Here is a 20,015-nt window from a genome sequence, read left to right as displayed (position 1 = left end):
GCTTCGAAGTGGCCGGCGCGGCAGCGGGGTTCACCGTGTATACCAATGAGCGGGGCGCCCATCCGCCGGGGCAGACTCAGTACGGCGCAACCAAGGCCACCGTTGTCTACGACGTCTTCGCCTACCGGTGCGACGCGGCCGGATGTACCTCCAACGGTGGGGCCTTGCCCACTCAGGCCACGTACGAGGCCAAGGTCAAGGAGTACATGGGCGCCGGGCAGTTCGGCGGTGAAGCCACCGCTCCGGTCGTGCTCGACTTCGAGGACATCGAGCTCACTCAAGTACCCACGGGGCAGGCGGCGACCAACGCCTACAACCTGTGGCGGCAACTGCTCACCTGGACCCGCAACGCCGCCCCGCAGGCGCCGATCTGCCACTACGGCTACGACTGGCAGACCCGCAACCAGAACCTCATCAAGCAGCTGCACGACGACAACCTGCTCAACTGCTTCGCCCCGCGAGCGTACTTCGACGACGGGCAGTCGCTGGCCTCCTGGACCAGCAGGTTCGACGCGTCGATCGCCCGCGACCGCGCGATGGCGCCGAGTCACCCCATCTACCCCTACGTCAACCCGGTCTCGTTCCCGTCGGAGACGTACCAGCCGGGCAACAGCTGGGCCCACGTCATACAGGCGGTGAAAGCCAAGGCGGACGGTGTCGTGCTCTGGGAGACCAGCGCCAAGAACGCCAACGCCTGCCCCTGGGTGTCTCAGCACTCGTACGAGATGGGCGTCATCACCGGAACCAGCAGCAGTGGCCCCCTCAGGGCCACCGCCACTCCGCCGAGCGGCAACTGCACCGTGTCCCGCGGCGCCCAGGTTCCGATTCCGGTCACGATCACCAACACCTCCAGCGCCACCACGCCCGCCACCCAGATGCTGTCCATCGGAGGGCAGTCACCGGGGGTCGGCACGTACAGCACTGGCTGGCAGTACTGGAACATCCCCGCCCTCGCCCCGGGTGCTACGGCCCAGACGACGCTGTACCTCAACATCGACGCGTCCCAGGTCACGAGCACGGTGCTGCTCCACCTCAAGACTGGCATCAGCGACACGCGTATGGCGTTGATCGTGCTGTGAGAGGCGGCCCATCAGTGGGTACGTCCAGTCGCCCGCTGAGCCGGCTCACTTCAGGGCGTACACCCTCCTCGCCGTGTCGGTGAAGAGTGCTGACCGTTCCGAATCGCTCAGGTCCGACGTCAACTGGCGTGCCGTGTCCACCACTTCGGCGTACGTCGTGGCCAGGAGGCAGACCGGCCAGTCCGAGCCGAACATCAGGCGGTCCGCGCCGAAGGCTTCCAGGGCCGTTTCGGTGTAGGGGCGTAGGTCCTCGACGGTCCAGTCGTCCCAGCGGGCCTCGGTGGGCAGGCCCGAGAGTTTGGCCGCCGTGTTGGGCAGGGTGGCCAGGGTGTGGAGGTGCCCTGCCCAGGCGTTCCATTCGCCGGTGGCGATGGGTGGCTTGCCCACGTGGTCCAGGACGAAGGTGAGTTGAGGGAGGAGGAAGGCCGCCGAGGTCGCGGCGGGGAGCTGGTGTGGGAGGACCACCAGGTCGTAGACCAGCCCCGCCGCGGCCACCGCTTCGAGGCCGCGGAGTACGTCCCGTCGCAGGATCCAGAGCGGGTCCGGTTCGCCTTGGATCTGGTGGCGGATGCCCACCAGCTTCTCCCCGCCCGGTAGTTCACGGAGCCGGGCCAGTTCGTCGGCCACGTCGGGGGCCGTGAGGTCGGTCCAGCCGACCACTCCCCCGACCAGGTCGTGCTCCGCGGCCAGCGCCAGGAGTTCCGGTGTCTCGTCTGCTGTCGTCACCGTCTGTACGAGGACCGTGGAGGTCACGCCTGCCTCTCTCGCCTCCACTGCCAGGTCCGAAAGCCCGAAGTTCCTTCGTATGGGACTCATTTCGTCGCCCTTGATCCATGGCTGGTCCCTGACGGAGAGGTCCCAGACGTGGTGGTGCGCGTCGACCATGCCCATGGCGCTCACAGCTCCCAGACGACGGGCAGGCCGGCGTCCGTGCCCTCGGTGCTGTAGTCGTGGACGACGTCGAGCAGGTCGGCCATGCGGGCCTGCCAGGCGACGTTGACCGGGAGTTTCTCCAGGGCGGCGAGGAGTTCGGCGTACTCCTCGCACTCCAGGACGTGGAAGAGGTCGGTGCCGCTGCGCCAGATCGTCCAGGACGTGGCTCCGGCCGCGCGGATGGCCCGGGTCAGTTCCTCGGGGACCGCGCGATGGGCGTCCTCGTACGCGGCGATGCGGTCGGCACGGACCCTGGTGTGCAGCGCGATTCTCATGACGGCTCCTCTGCGGGACGGGCGGCGACGACGATGACGTCCAGGGTGCGTGGGCCGTGGACGCCCTCGATCCGGTCCAGTTCGATGTCGCTGGTGGCGGACGGTCCGGAGATGAAGGTGAGCGGGGCGGTGGGGTCGAGGCGTGAGAGGGCTTCGGGTACGTCTCCGACGATCTGGTCCTCGCGGATCACGCAGAGGTGGTAGTCCGGGAGGAGCGACAGGGCTCGGCGGCCCTGTCCCGGTCCCGCGTCCAGGACCACCGTGCCCGTGACGGCGATCCCCAGCACCGCGGTGGTCAGCACCCCGGCTGCCGCGTCCAGGGACTCCAGGGAGAGGGGCGGTACGTCCCCCAGGCGTTTCACACTCCCCTCCTCCAGCAAGGTCTCCGGAAATCCCGGCGGCAGTACGACGCTCTCCGCGCCCCGCTCCGCCAAGGTCGCCGCGACCGTGCGCGCCGCCTTCCCCTCCGTCGTGTGGATCACGGAGGCCCCGTGGTCCGCCGCGCGCTCCACGAACAGGGACACCAGGTCAGAAGACGCGTGACTGGTTCGGTAGTCGCGAGGAACCAGGGCGCTGTCCGGCGTCTCGCTCGACGGGACGTCCGCCAGGGCCGCCGATATGCGCGCCAGGACAGTCGCTCTCGTACTCATCCCTTCCCTCCCTCCTCTCTCGTACGGCGCCACCACGACCGGAACGACTCGGCCGGCGGCACGGGCGTGTCCCGGGTGGCGGACCAGCGGGAGAGCGGGCCCGGAAGGCGATGGATCCGGCCGCCGCGGCCGTACAGCCGGGCGGCCCACGCGGCCGCCCGCTGGAGCAGGCCGAGGCCGGCGGGTGAGCGCAGTACCGCCGCTGCCGCCCCCATCGCCAGGGACTCGGCCGTCGGCACGAGACGGCCGTCCGCCTTGGCTTCGACCGCCTTGGCGCGCAAGTGGACCAGGATCTCGGGGATGTCGATCCGTACCGGGCAGGCGTCGTAGCAGGCGCCACAGAGGGTCGAGGCGAACGGCAGGGTGTCCGCGTGCTCGACACCGACCAGCTGCGGGGTGAGCACCGCGCCGATGGGGCCCGCGTACACCGAGCCGTACGCGTGGCCGCCGGTCCGTTCGTACACCGGGCAGACGTTGAGGCAGGCCGAGCAGCGGATGCAGGCCAGGGCCTGGCGTCCGACGGTGTCCTTCAGGGTGGCTGTGCGGCCGTTGTCGAGCAGGACGAGGTGGAAGGTCTGCGGCCCGTCCCCGGGTGTCACGCCGGTCCACATCGAGGTGTACGGGTTCATCCGCTCGCCGGTCGAGGAGCGGGGCAGCAGCTGGAGGAAGACTTCGAGGTCGGTGGAGGAGGGCAGCACCTTCTCGATACCCATGACGGTGATCAGGGTGTCGGGCAGGGTCAGACACATCCGGCCGTTGCCCTCGGACTCCACGACGCACACCGTGCCCGTGTCGGCGGTGGCGAAGTTGGCGCCGGAGACGGCGACCTTGGCGCGGAGGAACTTCTCCCGCAGGTGCAGCCGGGCCGCCTCGGCGAGGTCGCGCGGGTCGTCGGTCAGGTCGGCGGGGGCGGCTCGGCCCCACTTCCCCATCTCCCGGCGGAAGATCTCGCGGATCTCGGATCGGCCGCGGTGAATGGCCGGGACGAGGATGTGCGAGGGCCTGTCGTCGCCGAGTTGCACGATGAGTTCGGCGAGGTCGGTCTCGTACGCGCGGATTCCGGCGGCGTCCAGTGCCTCGTTGAGGCCGATCTCCTGCGTGGCCATCGACTTGATCTTGAGGACCTCGGTCTCGCCGGTGGCCCGCACCAGGTCGGTGACGATGCGGTTGGCCTCGGCGGCGTCGGCCGCCCAGTGCACGTGCCCTCCAGCCCGGGTGACGGCTTCCTCGAGGCGGGTGAGGTGGTGGTCGAGGTGGCGGAGTGTGGTGCGTTTGATGGCCTCGCCGGCCTCGCGCAGCCGCTCCCAGTCGTCGAGTTCGGCGGTGACGGCGAGGCGTCGGTCGCGGATCGTGGTCGTCGCGCGGCGCAGGTTCGTACGCAGTGTGGTGTCGGCGAGGGCGGTGCGGGCGGCTTCGGGGAAGCCTGGGGCGCCGAGCCATACGACGTTGTCGCCGGCGGTCATCGGGCGTCTCCGTCCGTCGAGGCGAGGATCTCCGCGAGGTGGCGCGTGCCGATGCCGGTCCGCAGTCGGGAGAGTCCGCCCCCGATGTGCAGCAGGCACGAGTTGTCCCCCGCCGTGAGCACCTCTGCGCCGGTCTCCTGCACGTGCCGCATCTTGTCGGCGAGCATGGCGTGGGAGGTGTCCGCGTTCTTGAGGGCGAAGGTGCCGCCGAAGCCGCAGCAGGACTCCGCCGAGGGGAGTTCGACGAGGTCGATGCCCTTGACGGCCCGCAGCAGGCTCAGGGGACGGTCTCCGACCCTCAGCATCCGCAGCGAGTGACAGGTCGGGTGGTACGTGACGCGGTGCGGGAAGTACGCGCCGACGTCGGTGACGCCCAGGACCTCGACGAGGAGCTCGGACAGCTCGTACACGCGCGGGGTGAGCCGCTCGACTGCGGTCGCCAGAACCGGGTCGCTGTGCTCCCGCGCGACGGTCCGGTGGTGGTGACGGATCGTGCCGGCGCAGGACGCTGAGGGCGTGACGATCGCGTCGTAACCGCCGAACACCTCGGTGAAGCGGCGCACCATCGGCAGGGTCTGGGGCCGGTATCCGGTGTTGAGGTGCATCTGGCCGCAGCACGCCTGGGCCCGCGGGAAGTCGACGGTGTGGCCGAGCCGTTCCAGGAGGGCGACCACCGCCTTTCCCGTACGCGGGTACATCGTGTCGTTGAAGCAGGTGATGAAGAGGGCGATGCGCACGGCTACCTCTCCCCCGGCACGGGGACGTCGTCCGGCAGCAGGCCCTCGGCGCGCAGCTCCGCCCATACGTCGGCGGGGAGCGGGCGCGCCAGTTGCTCGGCCGCGTCGCGGACCTCGTGGCCGGAGCGGGTGCCGACGAGCACGCTCGCGACGGCCGGATGGCCGAAGGGGAAGCGCAGGGCGAGGGCGCGCAGGGGGACGCCGTGGCGTTCGGCGACGACCTGGAGACGGAGGGCGCGGGCCAGGACGTCCGGGGGCGCGGCGGTGTAGTCGTAGGTCGCCCCGGGACGGGGGTCCGCGAGCAGGCCGGAGTTGAACACGCCGCCGATCACAACGCTCTTGCCCCTTGCGGCGGCCTCCGGCAGGAGGTCGGTGAGGGCGCTCTGGTCAAGGAGGGTGTAGCGCCCTGCGCACAGCACCACGTCGACGTCGGTGTCGCGGACGAACCGGGTCAGCATCGCGGTCTGGTTCATGCCGGCGCCGATCGCCCCGATCACGCCTTCCGCGCGCAGCCGTTCCAGCTCCGGATAGGCATGCTGGAAGGCCTCCCGGGCGTGGTCGTCGGGGTCGTGGAGGTAGACGACGTCGATGCGGTCGTGGCCGAGCCGCTGCAGGCTCTCGTGGATGCTGCGGCGTACGGCGTCGGCGGAGAAGTCCCAGACGCGGCGGTGGGTGGCCGGGACGGCGAAGCCGTTGGCGAGGTCGTCGCCCTCTCCCGTGGCCGGCCGGAGCAGTCGGCCGACCTTGGTGGAGAGGACGTACGCGTCCCGTGGGCGGGTGCGCAGGGCGGCGCCGAGGCGTTCCTCGGACAGGCCGAGGCCGTAGTGCGGGGCCGTGTCGAAGTAGCGGATGCCCGCGTCCCAGGCCGCGTCTACGGCGCCGGCGGCCTGGGCCACGTTGACGGGCGCGTACAGATTGCCGATGCCGGCCGCGCCGAAGGAGAGCGCGGTGACGGCGACCTTGGAGGCGCCGAGGGGGTGGTGTCGCACGGGGTCGGGGCCTTTCATTTCTCGGCCGGGCGCAGGCGGAGTCCCTGCATGCCGCCGTCGACGGCGAGCGCCGTGCCGGTGACGGACGCGGCGGCCGGGCTCGCCAGATACACGATGGCGGCGGCGACTTCGGCGGCGGTCACGAGACGTCCGGTGGGCTGGCGCGCCGCCAACGCCTGCCGCTCCCCGGCCGGGTCGTCCGCCGCGTCGAGGAGCCTGCCGACCCAGGGCGTGTCGACGGTTCCCGGGTTCACGCAGTTGACGCGTATCGCCTCGCGGACGTGATCGGCGGCCATGGCGCGGGTCAGCGAGAGGACCGCGCCCTTGCTGGCGCTGTACAGCGCCCGCTGCGGCAGTCCGGCGGTGGCGGCGATCGAGCAGGTGTTGACGACGGCGGCCGCGTCGGACGCGCGCAGGTACGGAAGGGCAGCACGGGTCGTACGGACGATGCCGAGCACGTTCACGTCCAGGACCCGGTGCCACTGCGTGTCGTCGTTGTCCTCCACGGTCCCGATGGCGCCGATGCCGGCGTTGTTCACCAGGATGTCGATGCCGCCTAGGGCTTCGGCGGCGGCGGCGACCGCCGACCGTACGGCGGCGTCGTCGGTGACGTCGGCACGGTGGCCGAGGAGGGGTGCGGGCAGGCCGTCGGGGGCGAGATCGAGTACGGCGACGGCGGCGCCGCGCGCGGCGAGGAGTTCGGCGGTGGCGAGGCCGATGCCTGAGGCGCCGCCGGTGACGACGGCGCGCAGGCCGGTGAGCTCGCTCATGCGGGGGTCCCTTCGTGGGTGGGGCGTACAGCAGCCGCTAGGGCCTGTCCGGCGGATCAGGGCCGGAAAGGACGCGGCGTCTGGCGCGGTGCATCGCAAGGCGCCGGAGCGCCTTAATAGCGGAGCTATTCAGGCGTTTCGGCAACGCGGCGAGGTGCCGTGCCAGGCGTCGCGGCCCCGGCCATGATCCGCCGGACAGGCCCTAGGTCCGTGGTCCAGAAGGTGCCGTCGGGGTAGGCGTACTCCTCGATGGACCGCGGGTGCATCTCGGCCGAGAAGCCGGGCGTGAGCGGGGCCCGGTAGTGGCCGTCGCGGATCTCCACGGGGGTACGGAAGTGTTCGTGGAGGTGGTCGACGTACTCGACGACCCGGTCCTCGGTCGTGCCGGACAGGGCGACGTAGTCGAACATCGACAGGTGCTGCACCAGCTCGCACAGGCCGACGCCGCCGGCGTGCGGGCAGACCGGAACGTCGTAGCGGGCGGCGAGGAGCAGGATCGCCAGGTTCTCGTTGACCCCGCCGACGCGAGCGGCGTCCAGCTGCAGGATGTCGATCGCTCCGGCCTGGAGCAGCTGCTTGAAGACGATCCGGTTCTGTACGTGTTCCCCGGTGGCGACCTTGACCGGGGCGACCGCCCCTCGTACGGCGGCGTGGCCGAGGATGTCGTCGGGGCTGGTGGGCTCCTCGATCCAGTACGGGTCGAACTCGGCCAGCGCCTTGGTCCACTCGATCGCTTCGGGGACGTTCCAGCGCTGGTTGGCGTCGATGGCGATGCGGATGTCCTGGCCGACGGCGGCGCGCGCGGCGCGCATGCGGCGGATGTCGTCCGCGAGGTCGGCGCCGACCTTCAGCTTGATCTGGGTGAAGCCCTCGGCGACGGCGGCCCGGGCGAGGCGGCTCAGCTTCTCGTCCGGGTAGCCGAGCCAGCCGGGTGAGGTGGTGTAGGCGGGGTAGCCGCGCTCGCGGAGCACGTCCGCGCGTGCGCCGGCGCCGATCCTGCCGCGGCGGAGCAGGCCGAGCGCGTCCTCGGGGGTGAGGGCGTCGGCGATGTAGCGGAAGTCGACCTGGCAGACGAGCCATTCTGGCTCGGCGTCCGCGAGGAACTGCCACAGCGGCTTCTCGACGCGCTTGGCGGCAAGGTCCCAGACGGCGTTGAGGACGGCGCCGATGGCCATGTGCATCACGCCCTTCTCCGGGCCGAGCCAGCGCAGTTGGCTGTCTCCGATCAGGTCGCGGCTCAGCGATCCGGGGTCGGCGCACAGCTCGGCGACCGGGCGCCCGACGACGTGCGGGCGCAGCGCGTCGAGGGCGGCGACCTGGACCTCGTTGCCGCGGCCGATGGTGAAGGTGAAGCCGTGGCCTTCGTGGCCGTCACCCGCGTCGGTCCGCAGGACGACGTAGGCGGCGGAGTAGTCGGGGTCGGGGTTCATGGCGTCCGAGCCGTCGAGCTCGCGGGAGGTGGGGAAGCGGATGTCGTACGTGTCGACCGCGGTGACGCGGGCGGCGGATGCGGTCATGTGGGGCCTCTCGGGGGCCTTCTTGGGCTGGCGGGAGCTCGGTTTGTCGGACTGGGGCGGGGCGGGCGCCCGGGCTGGGGCTGTGGGTGGGGCGGCCTGTCAGGCTTGGGCGAAGGTCTGGCGTTGGCTGCCGAGGCCGTCAATGGACAGCTCGACGGTGTCGCCGGGGCGGAGGTACGGGGTGCCGGGCAGGCCGAGGGCCACGCCGGCCGGCGTACCGGTGTTGATGACGTCGCCGGGCTCCAGGACCATGTAGTTGCTCAGGTACGCGACGAGGTGGCCCACCTGGAAGATCATGTCGCGGGTGGTGCCGCGCTGGCGCCGGACTCCGTTGACGGCCAGGTTCAGGCCGAGGTCCTGCGGGTCGTCCACCTCGTCGGGCGTCACGAGCCAGGGGCCGAGCGGGTTGAAGGTCTCGCAGGACTTCCCGAGATCCCACTGCGGCGAGTAGTCGAGCTGGAACTCCCTCTCGGAGACGTCGTTGCTGATGGCGTATCCGGAGATGTGCCGCAGGCCCTCCTCGGCGCTCTCCAGGTAGCGGGCCCGGCTGCCGATGACGACCGCGAGTTCCACCTCCCAGTCCGTCCTGGCCGAGCCGCGCGGGATCAGCACGTCGTCGTACGGGCCGACGACCGTGCCGGGGTCCTTCATGAAGACGACCGGGCGGGGCGGGACGGGCGCTCCCGTCTCCTCGGCGTGGTCGCGGTAGTTGAGGCCGATGCAGACGACCTTCCCCGGCCGGGCGACCGGAGCACCCACGCGCAGACCCCGCGGGTCCAACTCCGCGAGCCCGCCCTCCTCGACGGCCGCTCGGGCACGGGCGAGTCCACCCGAGGCGAGGAACGCTCCGTCGATCTCGTCGGCGACGGGGGTCAGGTCCCACACCCGGCCGTCTTCGGTCCGTACGGCAGGCCGTTCGGCGCCGGGGGCGCCCAGGCGCATCAGCTTCACTGGTCGGTCTCCTTGCAGACGGGGGAAGGAGTGGGGCCGCTCCCACCCTCGGGACGGGTCGGGCGCTGAGGAACGGCCCCACGCACGCGCGGGACCGGTGGTCGCGGCCGCGAGCGGCGCGGAGCAACGGCTGCCGGACGGGCCGGATCCCGGACCGGGGCTCTTGTGCTGCGCCCCCGGACTCCTAGATTTATCAGACCACTTGGCGTCGGCGACACCCCTGAGATCAAAAAAATGCTCCTACGGATTCGAAGTGGTCGGACCACTTGGCTGGTTAGACTGCCCGAATCGGACAAGGGAGAAAATCGGTGGAGGAGCGCACCCCGGCCAGGGGAACCGTGACCCAGCGCGCGATCGACCAGATCAAGGCGATGATCAGCGGGGGTGAGCTGCACCCCGGGGACCGGCTGCCCACGGAGCGGGACCTCGCCGCGCAGTTGGGCCTCTCCCGGAGCTCGATGCGGGAAGCCATCAGCGCGCTGACGGTCATCGGCGTCCTGGAGGCGCGGCACGGCTCCGGGATCTACGTGAGCCGGCTGGGGGCCGACGACCTGCTGGAGACCTTCGGCGTCGTCGCCGACCTCTCGCGCGGGGAGCAGCTCGTCGAACTGCTCGAGGTCCGGCGCGTCCTGGAGTCCACGGCCACCGCCCTGGCGGCCGCCCGGATCGACCAGGACCAACTGGCCGTGGTGACCGGGCACTTGCGGGCGATGGACGAGGCCGACGACCCGGAGGAGATCCTCGCCCACGACCTGGCCTTCCACCGGGCCGTCAACGCGGCCTCCGGCAACGAGACCATGGCCGCCATCCTCGAAGGTCTTTCGAGCCGGACGTTCCGGGCCCGCGTCTGGCGTGGCTACGCGGAGGAGGGCGCGTTCGAGCGCACCCGCCGGGAGCACGCCGCGATCCATCGGGCCCTGGTCGCCCGCGACCCTGAGGCGGCCCGCGCGGCCGCCGCGGCGCACGTCGGCGAGGTCGAGGAGTGGATGCGGGCCCACGTGGAAGGGTGAGCACCGGCGAGCAGCAGCACTCGGCGTGGTGAAATCAGACCAGTAGGCCTCTACCCGGCGCGCACCACACGCGGAGAAGCGCCCAGTTCGCGTCGGCACGCCTTGTTGAAGGCCTGCAGATCGTCGATGCCGACGGCCGCCGCCACCGCGGGGATCGACAGGGTCGACTCGCGCAGCAGGTGCCGCGCGCGTTCCATGCGCCGCTGTCGGATGTACGCCACGACGGTGGTACCGGTCTCCGCGCGGAAGAGCCGCAGCAGGTGGTTGTGCGACACCCCCGCGGCACGCGCCACCTCGGGGACGAGGAGCCGCTCCGCGAGATGCGACTCGATGTACGCGACGGCTGCGGCGAGCGAGGCGTGCGGACCCTTCTCGCGCCCCGCCGGCTCGGTCAGTTCGGCCAGTTCCCACAGCACCGACCAGACCTCGGCGTCCGCCCGGCGCGGGCTGCGCGGAGCCGCCGCGATGGCCCGCAGGAACAGCTCCGAAAGGCCGGGGGTCCGCGCGCCGGCGTCCTGGACGACGGGCAGGTCGACCGTCTCTCCCGTACCAGAGAGGGGAAGGCGCAGGTGCGCGTACAGATGCTCGGACCGGCCTCGGTAGCGGTACCGCACCTCCGTCCCCGGCGGCACGAGACTCACATGGCCCGGCCGGACGACATGAAGAACACCGTCGACGAAGAGTTCGGCGGTGTACCGGTAGAGGTGAAGCTGCCACAGGTCCGGGAGCCGGAACACGTCGACCGGACTCGTCGTGCCGTGCACCCCGACTCCGAGGCTCAGTACTCGTGGCGGCTCTTCCAGTGGTACCGCCACCGTCCGCCCGGGCCGGACCCAGAATCTCGCAGGCACGCGGAAAATCTACCAGTGGACGACAAGGACACACTCCGGCCCCGGCAGACAGACCCTCAGCCGAGGGTCACCTCGACGCGGTGCGTCGCGCCGTCCTTCGCGCCGGTGTCGACGGCGAAGGTCATGCTCTCCCCCGTGGCCAGGACGGTCACCGTCGCGTCGTGGGAGCGGACGCGCGCCACCGGTCGGCGCCAGGTGACGACCAGTCGGCCCGCCGTCCTGGTCGGATCCGCGACATGGACGGTGGCGGTGATGCCCGTACCGTCCTCCCGTACCAGGATCGAGGCCGGCACGTCGGAGCCGATGCGACCGGCGGTGCCCGCGCTCCAGAGGTTCACGGCCGTGAGCCCGAGCGAGGGGACGCGCACTCCTTGCGCGCCCGGCTCGTTGACGAGGATCTTCAGCCACGCGCGGTCCCGGGCCCGTTCCTCGGTGACCCGGGCGTCGGCGCCCGGCAGCAGGACGTACGTGTAGGACTCGGCGCGGGGGTCGGTGCCGTGGTCGAGCCAGAGGGTCACGTAGCGTCGGCGGATCTCCTCGTCCGAACCGACGAGGCGATTGATGTCGCTCCAGCGTCCGGTCCGCTCCTCGCGCAGCGCACGCAGGGTCGCCCCGCTCGGGAACACGTACCCGCCGTGGCTGTCGAGCGCAGCCCAGCGGGCGTCGGGGAACGTCTCGTGCCACGGCGGGCCGACCGGCTGCTGCGCGCCGTCGACCGTCAGCGTCCCGACCTCGCCGGACCTGAGCCGGCGGTTGTCGACCACGGTCTCCACCGGGACACCGTCCCTGGCATCGATCCCGGCGCCCAGGCAGATCACCGCGTCGTCGGTGAAGAACCACGACTTCCTGGCCCGCAGGCTGCTCGACAGACCACGCGTGTCCTGTCCCACCGCCGCGAACCGGCCGTCGGTGGCACCGCCGGCCCACACGGCGTCCGGTAGCCGGGCTCCCCACTCGCCGCCCTCGTTGTCGGTGAGGGTGCAAGTCGACACGGTCGTGCCGGGCAGCCGGTAGGGGTCGACGGTGGGCCAGTAGGCGTCGGCGTACTGGCCGCTGTCCCCGGCGTACCAGGTCAGCATGCCCGAACCGGTGTGCCAGCCGCGGGTGTTCTCCTGGTTCCCGCACTCGTAGAAGGTGATGGTCGATGAGGACATGCTGAGGAACGCGGCCCAGCCCGGCCCTCGGTGGGCGGCGCGGGCCATCATCGGGAAGAGCCGGTGGCCGGCGGGTTCGGGCAACGGATCGACGGCCGGGTCGTCGAGGAGCGAGGTGAAGCGCGTGAAGTCGGCTGTCCCAAGGCGGGGGTTGGCGGCGACGGGGAGGAATGCGTCGCGCCGCAGCCAGCCCTTGACGATGCCGCGCCACCGCGACCGCTCGGCCGGGCTCGCGCACTCCCCCAGCACCAGCACGGCCGCCATCAGCGACTGGGCCGGGGCATGGTCCCGTACGGGCATCAGGTGGACGTCGCGACCGGTGAGGCCCCGGCTGATGCCGCGGCCGCAGACGCTCGCGTCGAGCACGCCGTCGTGGACGAACGGGGCGAAGGCGTGCTCGACGCTGTCCAGGGCGAGCTGGCGCCCGGGGCCTGTCACCTCCCAGGGGGTGCCGTCGAGCAGGGTGAAGAGCGTGGCCAGGCCTTCGAGGAGCACGGCGCCGTACGCGCCCGTGTAGGCGACCGTCCGGTGCTGGACGAAGGAGCCGTCGGCGTAGAACCCGTCTCCTTCCGTGACGTACGGGAAGACCGGGTGGAGGCCGTCCCGGGCGAGCGTGAGCGCGGCCTGGCTGTCGCCGAGGACGCCCCGCTGGGCAAGCGTGCGGCAGAAGTCGACCCGGTTCGCGCCGGTGCTCTGGTCCTCGTACCGGTCCAGGCGCGTGGGCGGCAGAGCCTGGTCGACGGCCGCGCAGAGGCGGGCGATCCGCTCGTCCCCGAGCCGGTCGTACAGCAGGACGCAGGTGTCGAGCATGGCCTGCGGGGCACCGACCTGGGCCCACCACCACCAGCTCGCGGGCTTCTCGTGGACGCTGCCGTAGACGTGCTCGTGGAGGTGGTCGAGGCCGCGGAGGATACCGGCGGCCAGCTTCTCGTCCCCTGTCACTCCGGTGCCGGGGTGGGCGTGGGCGAGGGCCATGCTCCTCAGGCGGACGTAGCCGGCGCCGAGGTGGATGCCGTGGCCCTCGCGGTACGGCAGCCCTGGCCACAGGTGGCCCTCGGCCGGGTCCATCGTCGCGAGGTACTCGGCCGCGGCCGAGCCCAGTTCGGCCAGGCGGCGGGCGAAGCGGGGCTCCGTCGGATCGAGGCCGGGTCCGGATCCGGATCCGAGCAGCAGGTCCCGCCAGCGGGCGCGCTGCTCGGAGAAGGGCGGGACCGCCCTGGGGGAGGTCAAGGATGCTCCGTCGGTACGGGGATGGGGTGGGGGTGAGGGTGGCAGTGGGCGGAGTCGTACGGAAGAGTTCCGCCCGAGCACCATCCCGGCCGTAGACACGGGCAGTACTCGGGCGAAGCCCTGGGCGGGATCAGCTGCCGGCGGCGGCGTACTCCTCGGCGAGGGACTCCGCGGCCTTCGCGCCGCCCTTCGCCTTGAACTCCTTCACCACGGCGTCCCACTCGGAGAGGCTGCGCTTGCCCGTGACGACGGCGTTGATCGCGTCCTCGCGCTGCTTGACCAGGCCGCGCTCACTGTTGGCCCAGGCGTTGGAGCGCAGGCCGTAGTGGGCGCTGGGCACGCCGAGCGGAATCATCTCCTGCTGGTAGGTGTGGTAGCGCTTGGTAGCCTCGGGCTGGTCGGCCAGGTAGAGCGCCTGGGGCGGCCCCGCGATGAAGGTCAGCGGGAGGTTGAGCGGGCCGTCGCCGCCGTCGGCGGCCAGCTTGGTGACCACGGGACCGCCGTCCTTGCCCCGGGTGAAGTGGGTGCCCTCCACTCCGTGGTTGATGAGTTCGTACTCGTTGGAGCCGAACGGCGCGGCCAGGTAGTTCATCACCCGCAGCAGCAGCTCGATGCGCTCCTTGGGCGCCTTCTTGAGCACGGTGTAGCCGTAGATCCCGGAGCCCAGCCAGTGCTTGGGGGACGCCCCGTTGGCCGGCTTGAAGGGGCGGGCCATGTCGACGGTGAACCCGTCCTTGACGGCGAGCACGGCACCCTTGAAGCCGCCGAAAGCGTTGGACTGCGAGTACGTGGTGCCGTTGTAGAACTCCAGGCTGTAGGCACCGCCGTCCACGCTCAGGGCGTCACGCCGGAAGACGCCCTCCTTCTGCCACTTGACCATCTGCTCGAGACCGGCCTTGAACTCCTCGGTCTCCATGTAGTTGACGAAGGCCCCGTCCTTGACCGACCAGATGTTGGGCGAACCGTGGTTGGCGATGTAGGAGTTGAAGCCGAAGGCGCCGATCTGGGAGGCGCCCAGACCGTACTTGCCCTTGACGCTGAGCTGCTTCAGGCCCTTGGTGAAGGTGTCGACGTCGAGGACGCCGGCCTCGGGGACCCAGATGCCCGCCGACTTGAACTTCTCCTGGTTGGCGATCAGTCCGTGCCCGATCAGGGGGCGCTCCACCGGGACGCCGTAGAGCCTGCCGCCGAAGCGGCCGGCGGCCTTCCAGGCGTACGGCGGGATGTTGGCGAGGTTCGGGTACTCCTTGACGGCGTCGCCCGCGAGGTGTTCGGTGAGGTCGGCGCACTTGTTGAGGACGAACTGGGCCTCGTTGGGTGCGGCGACGACCTGGAGGATGTCCGGCATCTCGCCGCTGGCCATGAGGGTGGCGAGCTTGGTCTCGTACTCCATCGCGGGGACGACCGTGAGGTCCAGCTCGACGCCGAGCGCCGCCTCGACCGCCAGCCAGAACTTGTTCTTCTCCCGGGGCACGGGGGTCGAGTTCCAGGACAGGAACCACGCCGTGATCTTCTTGCCGTCGCCGGGCTTCTCCTGGACCGACTGCGTCAGCTCCTTGGGGTAGCCGAGGTAGGCGGCCTGGACGCCCTGCTCGGTGCCGGGGAGATCGGGCTTCGGGCCGGCGAACGGTACGTACGTCGGGAAGGGCGCCAGGTCCTTGCCGCTGTTGCCGGCGTCGTTTCCGCCGCCACCGGTCGTCGAACAGGCCGACAGGGACACGCCGGTGGCGGCGAGCGCGGTGCCGATGCCGATGGTCTGCAGAACTCTTCTGCGGGATACGCCAGTGCTCATGGGAACGTCCCTTGCTGAAGGCCCCGGGAGACGGGGAGAGAGGTTTCTGGTGGTGCGGAGCCGGAGCCGCGGGAAGGTCAGCTCTTGATGGCGCCGGTGAGGACACCCTTCGCGAAGTAGCGCTGGATGAAGGGGTAGACGCAGAGGATCGGCACGGTGGCCACCATCACGATGGCCATCTTGATCGTCTGGGGCGCCTGGACGAGCGTCTCGTCCACCGCCTGGGAGTCGGCCAGTCCGTGTCCCTGGGTGACGTATCCGCGCATCACCGTCTGGAGCGGCCACATCGAGCTGTCGTCGAGATAGATCACGCCTCGGAAGAAGTCGTTCCAGTACCCGACGGCGTAGAAGAGACCGACGACCGCGATGACCGCTTTGGAGAGCGGCAGAACGATCTGGAAGAGCGTGCGGATCTCGCCGGCTCCGTCGAGCCGGGCCGCCTCGTACAACTCCTCGGGAATGCCCTGGAAGAAGCCGCGGACGACCACGAGGTTGAAGGCGTTGATGAGGACGGGCAGGAAGAGCGCCCAGTAGGTGTTGCGCAGCCCGAGCGTGTGGACGACCAGGAAGCTCGGAATGATGCCGGGCGGGAAGAGGAACGTGAAGAGGACGAGCAGCATGATCGGCTTGCCGCCGACGACACCGGGCCGGGCGAGCGCGTAGGCGAGGAAGACGGTGCAGGCCAGGCTGAGCGCGGTGCCGACGACCGCTACGCCCGCCGAGACGAGCATGGCGTGGGTGGTGTTCTCGTTGGCGAAGACCTTGCCGTACGCCTTGAGGGTCCACTCGTCGGGCCAGAACGCCCAGCCGCCGTTCGCGACGATCTGCCGGTCCGGGGCGAAGCTGGTGGCCAGGACCGTCCAGAAGGGGAGCACGACCATGGCCACGGTCAGCACCAGGGCCAGGCCCTTGGCGACTTGGGTGACGGCGCGGGGCTTCTCCATCCATGCCGGGCGGCTCATCGGTACACCCCCTGCTCGCCCATGCGGTGGGCGACCTTGTTCGCGGCGAAGACCAGGACGGCGGCGATCAGGCCCTTGAAGAGGGCCGCCGCCGCGGCGACGCCCCACATGCCGTCGGTGACCGCGTGGTAGTAGACGAACGTGTCGATGACCTCGGCCGTCTCGGGGCCGAAGACGTCGCGCTGCAGCAGGAACTGCTCGAAGCCGACGTTCAGGATCTCGCCGAGGCGCAGGATCAGGAGCAGGATGACGATCGGTCGGATGGCCGGAAGGGTCACGTGCCAGAAGCGGCGCCAGGGTCCGGCCCCGTCGATGGCCGCGGCCTCGTAGAGCGACTCGTCCACGTTGTGCAGCGCGGCGAGGAAGATGATCGTGCCCCAGCCGCAGTCCTTCCAGATCAACTCGACGACCATGAGCGGCTGGAAGGCCGTGGGGTTGCCGAAGACGTCGATCAGATGGTCGCCGTCGTCCTCGCCGAGCAGCCCGTTGAGGAGCCCGTCGCCGCCGAGGACCTGGGTGAAGAGCGCGACCACGATGACCCAGGAGATGAAGTGGGGCAGGTAGACGACGCTCTGGACGAACTTGCGGACGCCGCCGCGGCTGACGCTGTGCAGCAGCATGGCGAGGGCGAGCGGCAGCGGGAAGAAGAAGACGATCTGGAGGAAGGAGAGCGACAGGGTGTTGAAGGCGGCGGCCCAGAAGGCCCCGTCGCTGAACAGGGTCTCGAAGTTCGCGAAGCCGACCCACGGGCTGCCGTTGACGCCGAGGAACGGGACGTAGTCCTTGAACGCGATGACGTTGCCGAACATCGCCCCGTAGTGGAAGACCAGGAAGTACAGCACGCCCGGAACCATGAGCATCAGCAGGGCGCGGTCCCTGCGCAACCGGTCCCACAGGCCCCGGTGCCGGGGCGCCGTTTCCTTGGGAGGTCCGGGGGCGCGCGCCTGCCGGCGCGCCTCCCGGTCCTTGAGTGTCACGGACATGCAGCTCCCCTCTCCATGCCTCCCGGCCGCCGTGCGCCGGGCCGATGCGCACACCTCTCCCCTACGGGAGGAGTGGCCAGGGGTACGGACGCGGTCGAGCGGCGCTCGCGGCGCGCTCGTGTTCGGCTCCGGTGGGACGCGTAACCCGCCTGTCCCGGGCGGCTTGTGACGACGACGCCCGGGGACCTCATCAGTGGCCCGGTGCGATGAACCGAATTTTGGCCACCGATGCGATCGCAGTCAAGAGGGATCGATCTATCGATCACTTTGATCGATCTTGACGATCGCAGAATCGCTCAATATGGTCGCGCCATGACCGCCATGCTCCCGCACAGCCGTCCGGCGCACGAGCGGGCGGCGACTCCTCGCCGTCCCCGGCTTCTCATCGCCATGGCCCCCGAACTGGCTCCCTCGTTGCTCGACGCACCCACCTTGAGCCGGCTCGCGGAGGTCGCCGAGGTCGACACCGGGCTGGTCACCGACGACTTCAGCCGCGCCGACGTCCTCAGCGCGCTGCGCGACACCGAGGTGCTCCTCACCTCCTGGGGCTGCCCCGAGCTCGACACGTGGGTCCTCGCCTCCGCCCCAAGGCTCAAGGCCGTGGTCCACGCGGCCGGTTCGGTCCGTTGGCACGTGAGCGAGGCCTGCTGGGACCGCGGCATCGCGGTGTCCTCGGCCGCCGCGGCCAACGCCCTGCCGGTGGCCGAGTACACGGTGGCCGCGATCCTCTTCTCCAACAAGCGCGTCCTGGAGGTCAGGGACGAGTACCGCCGGGTCCGCGGGGAGCAGGACTGGCGCGCCCGCTACCCCGACGTGGGCAACTACCGGCGCACGGTCGGGATCGTCGGGGCCTCGCGGATCGGGCGCCGGGTCGCCGAGCTGCTCGCCCCGTACTCCTTCGACCTCCTCGTCCACGACCCGTACCTGACCCCCGAGGAGGCGGAGCGGCTCGGGGTGCGCCCGGTCCCGCTCGACGAACTGTGCGCTCTCTCCGACGTCGTCACGCTCCACGCGCCGGAGAGCCCCGAGACCCGCCACATGATCGACCGGCGCCGACTGGGTCTGATGCGCGACGGCGCCACGTTCGTCAACACCTCACGCGGCTCGCTCGTCGACCAGGAGGCCCTCACCGAGGAGCTGGCCACCGGCCGCATCAGGGCCGTGCTCGACACCACCGAGCCCGAGCACCTGCCCGCCGACTCCCCTCTCTACGACCTGTCGAACGTCCTGCTCACCCCGCACTTCGCGGGCTCGTTCGGGACGGAGCTGCGCAGGATGGCCGATCTGGCCCTGGAGGAGGTGGCGCGGTACGCGGCCGGCCTCCCGTTCGCCCATCCCGTACGACGCGAGGACCTGGAGCGTTCGGCATGACCATGCAGCCCTGGTTCCCCGAGGCCAAACTCGGCATCTTCGTCCACTGGGGGATCTACGCCGTCGACGGCGTCCCCGAGTCCTGGTCCTTCTTCGGCGGGGACCTCTCCCGCGACACGTACATGAAGCAGCTCAAGGGCTTCACCGCCTCCCGGTACCGCCCCGAGGACTGGGCGCGCCTCTTCGTGCGCGCCGGGGCGAAGTACGCGGTGCTCACCACCAAGCACCACGACGGCGTCGCGCTCTGGGACACCGCGCGGACGGACCTCTCCGTCGCCACCCGCAGCCCCGCGGCGCGCGATCTCGTCGGCCCGTTCACCGAGGCGCTCCGCCATCACGGCCTGCGGGTCGGCCTGTACTTCTCCCACTCCGACTGGAGCCACCCGGACTACCCGACGGTCCGCCCGTCCGTCCTTCAGCGCCCCTGGGTGGACAACCGCTTCGCCATGCCCGCGCCCGGACAGGAGGAGCCCGAGCGCTGGGAGCGCTTCCTCGCACAGGTCCACCGGGGGCAGATCCGGGAACTCCTCTCCCGCTACCGGCCCGATCTGCTCTGGTTCGACGGCGCCTGGGAACGCGACGAACGCCAGTGGCGGATGAAGGAGCTGCGCGAGGAAATCCTCAAGCTCCGGCCGCGCACCGTGCTCAACGGCCGGATGCTCGGCCACGGCGACTATGCGACCCCGGAGCTCGGCGTGCCGATCCTCCCGCCCGAAGGGCCGTGGGAGCTCTGCTACACGATCGGCGACGCCTGGGGCCACCAGCCCGGGGACACGGCGCACAAGTCCGTCCCCGAACTCGTCCGGGTGTTCGCCGAGACCATCGGCCACGGCGGCAATCTGCTCCTCAACACCGGGCCCCGGGAGGACGGCACGATCCAGCCCGACCACGCCGAACGACTCGAGGGCCTGGGCCAGTGGATCCGCCGCAACCAGGAGGCGGTCTACTCGACGGACCGCGGTATGCCGTACGGCCACCACTACGGCCCCTCGATGCTCGCCGGCGACCGTCGCACCCTCTTCCTCGTCTGTTTCGACCCGCCGCGCGGCTTCGTCGAGGTGCGCGGCCTCCGGAACACCGTCCGGAAGATCTCCGTGCTCGGTACGGGGGAAGAGCTGAGCCACCGCGTCGTGGGCGGCTTCCCCTCCCACCGCATCCCGGGCGTCGTCCGGATCGACGCCCCGACCCTCTGCGACCCGCAGGCCACCGTCCTCGCCCTCGAACTGGACGGCGAGATCGAGCTCTACCGCGGCCAGGGAGCCGGCTGACCCGGCTGCCCGGCTGACCCGGCGGGCGCG

The 20,015-nt window shown here is 70.8% G+C and carries 18 protein-coding genes; 4 read left to right on the top strand and 14 right to left on the bottom strand.

What is annotated here, in order from left to right; translation table 11 throughout:
- Positions 1 to 164 precede the first annotated feature (164 nt).
- A complete protein-coding gene (locus tag AB0F56_RS32285; RefSeq protein ID WP_362016212.1) occupies positions 165 to 1,079 on the top strand; it encodes a hypothetical protein in 915 nt (304 codons plus the stop codon).
- A 45-nt stretch (positions 1,080 to 1,124) separates the two neighbouring features.
- Here AB0F56_RS32285 and AB0F56_RS32280 read toward each other — a convergent pair whose 3' ends face one another.
- The 9 genes from AB0F56_RS32280 to AB0F56_RS32240 all read right to left on the bottom strand — a co-directional run bounded on the left by AB0F56_RS32280 (position 1,125) and on the right by AB0F56_RS32240 (position 9,364).
- On the bottom strand, positions 1,125 to 1,970 hold the full coding sequence (locus tag AB0F56_RS32280) for an amidohydrolase family protein (protein WP_362016261.1): 846 nt from the start codon (positions 1,968 to 1,970) through the stop codon (positions 1,125 to 1,127).
- 5 nt (positions 1,971 to 1,975) lie between these two features.
- The gene (locus tag AB0F56_RS32275) at positions 1,976 to 2,287 is read right to left on the bottom strand and encodes an L-rhamnose mutarotase (RefSeq protein WP_362016209.1); all 312 of its coding nucleotides are present in this window, start codon (positions 2,285 to 2,287) and stop codon (positions 1,976 to 1,978) included.
- On the bottom strand, positions 2,284 to 2,937 hold the full coding sequence (locus tag AB0F56_RS32270) for an LUD domain-containing protein (RefSeq protein ID WP_362016206.1): 654 nt from the start codon (positions 2,935 to 2,937) through the stop codon (positions 2,284 to 2,286). Before AB0F56_RS32270 ends, AB0F56_RS32275 begins: the two co-directional genes overlap by 4 nt.
- Complete coding sequence (locus AB0F56_RS32265; protein WP_362016203.1) at positions 2,934 to 4,400, bottom strand: lactate utilization protein B; 1,467 nt, start codon at positions 4,398 to 4,400, stop codon at positions 2,934 to 2,936. The genes AB0F56_RS32270 and AB0F56_RS32265 overlap by 4 nt, the downstream gene beginning before the upstream one ends.
- Positions 4,397 to 5,137: a (Fe-S)-binding protein gene (locus AB0F56_RS32260; protein WP_362016200.1), complete on the bottom strand. Its 741-nt coding sequence runs from the start codon at positions 5,135 to 5,137 to the stop codon at positions 4,397 to 4,399. Before AB0F56_RS32260 ends, AB0F56_RS32265 begins: the two co-directional genes overlap by 4 nt.
- 2 nt (positions 5,138 to 5,139) lie before the next feature.
- Positions 5,140 to 6,144, bottom strand: coding sequence for an aldo/keto reductase (locus AB0F56_RS32255; protein WP_362016197.1), 1,005 nt, complete (start codon positions 6,142 to 6,144; stop codon positions 5,140 to 5,142).
- The gene (locus AB0F56_RS32250; protein ID WP_362016194.1) at positions 6,141 to 6,896 is read right to left on the bottom strand and encodes an SDR family oxidoreductase; all 756 of its coding nucleotides are present in this window, start codon (positions 6,894 to 6,896) and stop codon (positions 6,141 to 6,143) included. The genes AB0F56_RS32255 and AB0F56_RS32250 overlap by 4 nt, the downstream gene beginning before the upstream one ends.
- Positions 6,897 to 7,021: 125 nt before the next feature.
- Positions 7,022 to 8,413: an enolase C-terminal domain-like protein gene (locus tag AB0F56_RS32245; RefSeq protein WP_362016192.1), complete on the bottom strand. Its 1,392-nt coding sequence runs from the start codon at positions 8,411 to 8,413 to the stop codon at positions 7,022 to 7,024.
- Positions 8,414 to 8,512: 99 nt separating this feature from the next.
- Entirely contained in the window at positions 8,513 to 9,364 is an 852-nt protein-coding gene (locus AB0F56_RS32240; protein ID WP_362016189.1) for a fumarylacetoacetate hydrolase family protein, read from the bottom strand.
- 308 nt (positions 9,365 to 9,672) lie between these two features.
- On the opposite strand from AB0F56_RS32240, the gene AB0F56_RS32235 reads away from it, so the two are divergent.
- Positions 9,673 to 10,374: a FadR/GntR family transcriptional regulator gene (locus AB0F56_RS32235; RefSeq protein WP_362016186.1), complete on the top strand. Its 702-nt coding sequence runs from the start codon at positions 9,673 to 9,675 to the stop codon at positions 10,372 to 10,374.
- A 50-nt stretch (positions 10,375 to 10,424) separates the two neighbouring features.
- On the opposite strand, the gene AB0F56_RS32230 is transcribed toward AB0F56_RS32235, so the two are convergent.
- The 5 genes from AB0F56_RS32230 to AB0F56_RS32210 form a co-directional block, all read right to left on the bottom strand.
- A complete protein-coding gene (locus AB0F56_RS32230; RefSeq protein ID WP_362016183.1) occupies positions 10,425 to 11,225 on the bottom strand; it encodes an AraC family transcriptional regulator in 801 nt (266 codons plus the stop codon).
- A 56-nt stretch (positions 11,226 to 11,281) separates the two neighbouring features.
- Positions 11,282 to 13,609: a polysaccharide lyase 8 family protein gene (locus tag AB0F56_RS32225; RefSeq protein ID WP_362016181.1), complete on the bottom strand. Its 2,328-nt coding sequence runs from the start codon at positions 13,607 to 13,609 to the stop codon at positions 11,282 to 11,284.
- 130 nt (positions 13,610 to 13,739) lie between these two features.
- On the bottom strand, positions 13,740 to 15,401 hold the full coding sequence (locus AB0F56_RS32220) for an extracellular solute-binding protein (protein ID WP_362016179.1): 1,662 nt from the start codon (positions 15,399 to 15,401) through the stop codon (positions 13,740 to 13,742).
- 77 nt (positions 15,402 to 15,478) lie between these two features.
- Positions 15,479 to 16,363, bottom strand: a complete 885-nt coding sequence (locus AB0F56_RS32215) for a carbohydrate ABC transporter permease (protein WP_362016176.1) — start codon at positions 16,361 to 16,363, stop codon at positions 15,479 to 15,481.
- The gene (locus tag AB0F56_RS32210; protein ID WP_362016173.1) at positions 16,360 to 17,346 is read right to left on the bottom strand and encodes an ABC transporter permease subunit; all 987 of its coding nucleotides are present in this window, start codon (positions 17,344 to 17,346) and stop codon (positions 16,360 to 16,362) included. Before AB0F56_RS32210 ends, AB0F56_RS32215 begins: the two co-directional genes overlap by 4 nt.
- Positions 17,347 to 17,736: 390 nt before the next feature.
- On the opposite strand from AB0F56_RS32210, the gene AB0F56_RS32205 reads away from it, so the two are divergent.
- Together AB0F56_RS32205 and AB0F56_RS32200 are read left to right on the top strand one after the other, a co-directional pair.
- Positions 17,737 to 18,717 carry a hydroxyacid dehydrogenase gene (locus AB0F56_RS32205; protein WP_362016258.1) on the top strand — a complete coding sequence of 327 codons (981 nt, stop codon included), beginning with the start codon at positions 17,737 to 17,739 and terminating at the stop codon, positions 18,715 to 18,717.
- The gene (locus tag AB0F56_RS32200) at positions 18,714 to 19,985 is read left to right on the top strand and encodes an alpha-L-fucosidase (protein ID WP_362016172.1); all 1,272 of its coding nucleotides are present in this window, start codon (positions 18,714 to 18,716) and stop codon (positions 19,983 to 19,985) included. Before AB0F56_RS32205 ends, AB0F56_RS32200 begins: the two co-directional genes overlap by 4 nt.
- Positions 19,986 to 20,015: the final 30 nt, after the last annotated feature.

This window comes from Streptomyces sp. NPDC026092 (genome assembly GCF_040638605.1).
In the GTDB taxonomy this organism is placed as follows: domain Bacteria; phylum Actinomycetota; class Actinomycetes; order Streptomycetales; family Streptomycetaceae; genus Streptomyces.
This window is presented reverse-complemented; position numbering and strand designations above follow the sequence as displayed.

Excerpts from the sequence above, each read along its gene's own strand:
- AB0F56_RS32280 (WP_362016261.1), bottom strand. The coding sequence starts at position 1,970 with ATGGGCATGGTCGACGCGCACCACCACGTCTGGGACCTCTCCGTCAGG.
- AB0F56_RS32275 (WP_362016209.1), bottom strand. The coding sequence starts at position 2,287 with ATGAGAATCGCGCTGCACACCAGGGTCCGTGCCGACCGCATCGCCGCG.
- AB0F56_RS32270 (WP_362016206.1), bottom strand. The coding sequence starts at position 2,937 with ATGAGTACGAGAGCGACTGTCCTGGCGCGCATATCGGCGGCCCTGGCG.
- AB0F56_RS32265 (WP_362016203.1), bottom strand. The coding sequence starts at position 4,400 with ATGACCGCCGGCGACAACGTCGTATGGCTCGGCGCCCCAGGCTTCCCC.
- AB0F56_RS32255 (WP_362016197.1), bottom strand. The coding sequence starts at position 6,144 with ATGAAAGGCCCCGACCCCGTGCGACACCACCCCCTCGGCGCCTCCAAG.
- AB0F56_RS32250 (WP_362016194.1), bottom strand. The coding sequence starts at position 6,896 with ATGAGCGAGCTCACCGGCCTGCGCGCCGTCGTCACCGGCGGCGCCTCA.
- AB0F56_RS32245 (WP_362016192.1), bottom strand. The coding sequence starts at position 8,413 with ATGACCGCATCCGCCGCCCGCGTCACCGCGGTCGACACGTACGACATC.
- AB0F56_RS32220 (WP_362016179.1), bottom strand. The coding sequence starts at position 15,401 with ATGAGCACTGGCGTATCCCGCAGAAGAGTTCTGCAGACCATCGGCATC.
- AB0F56_RS32215 (WP_362016176.1), bottom strand. The coding sequence starts at position 16,363 with ATGAGCCGCCCGGCATGGATGGAGAAGCCCCGCGCCGTCACCCAAGTC.
- AB0F56_RS32210 (WP_362016173.1), bottom strand. The coding sequence starts at position 17,346 with ATGTCCGTGACACTCAAGGACCGGGAGGCGCGCCGGCAGGCGCGCGCC.
- AB0F56_RS32205 (WP_362016258.1), top strand. The coding sequence starts at position 17,737 with ATGGCCCCCGAACTGGCTCCCTCGTTGCTCGACGCACCCACCTTGAGC.
- AB0F56_RS32200 (WP_362016172.1), top strand. The coding sequence starts at position 18,714 with ATGACCATGCAGCCCTGGTTCCCCGAGGCCAAACTCGGCATCTTCGTC.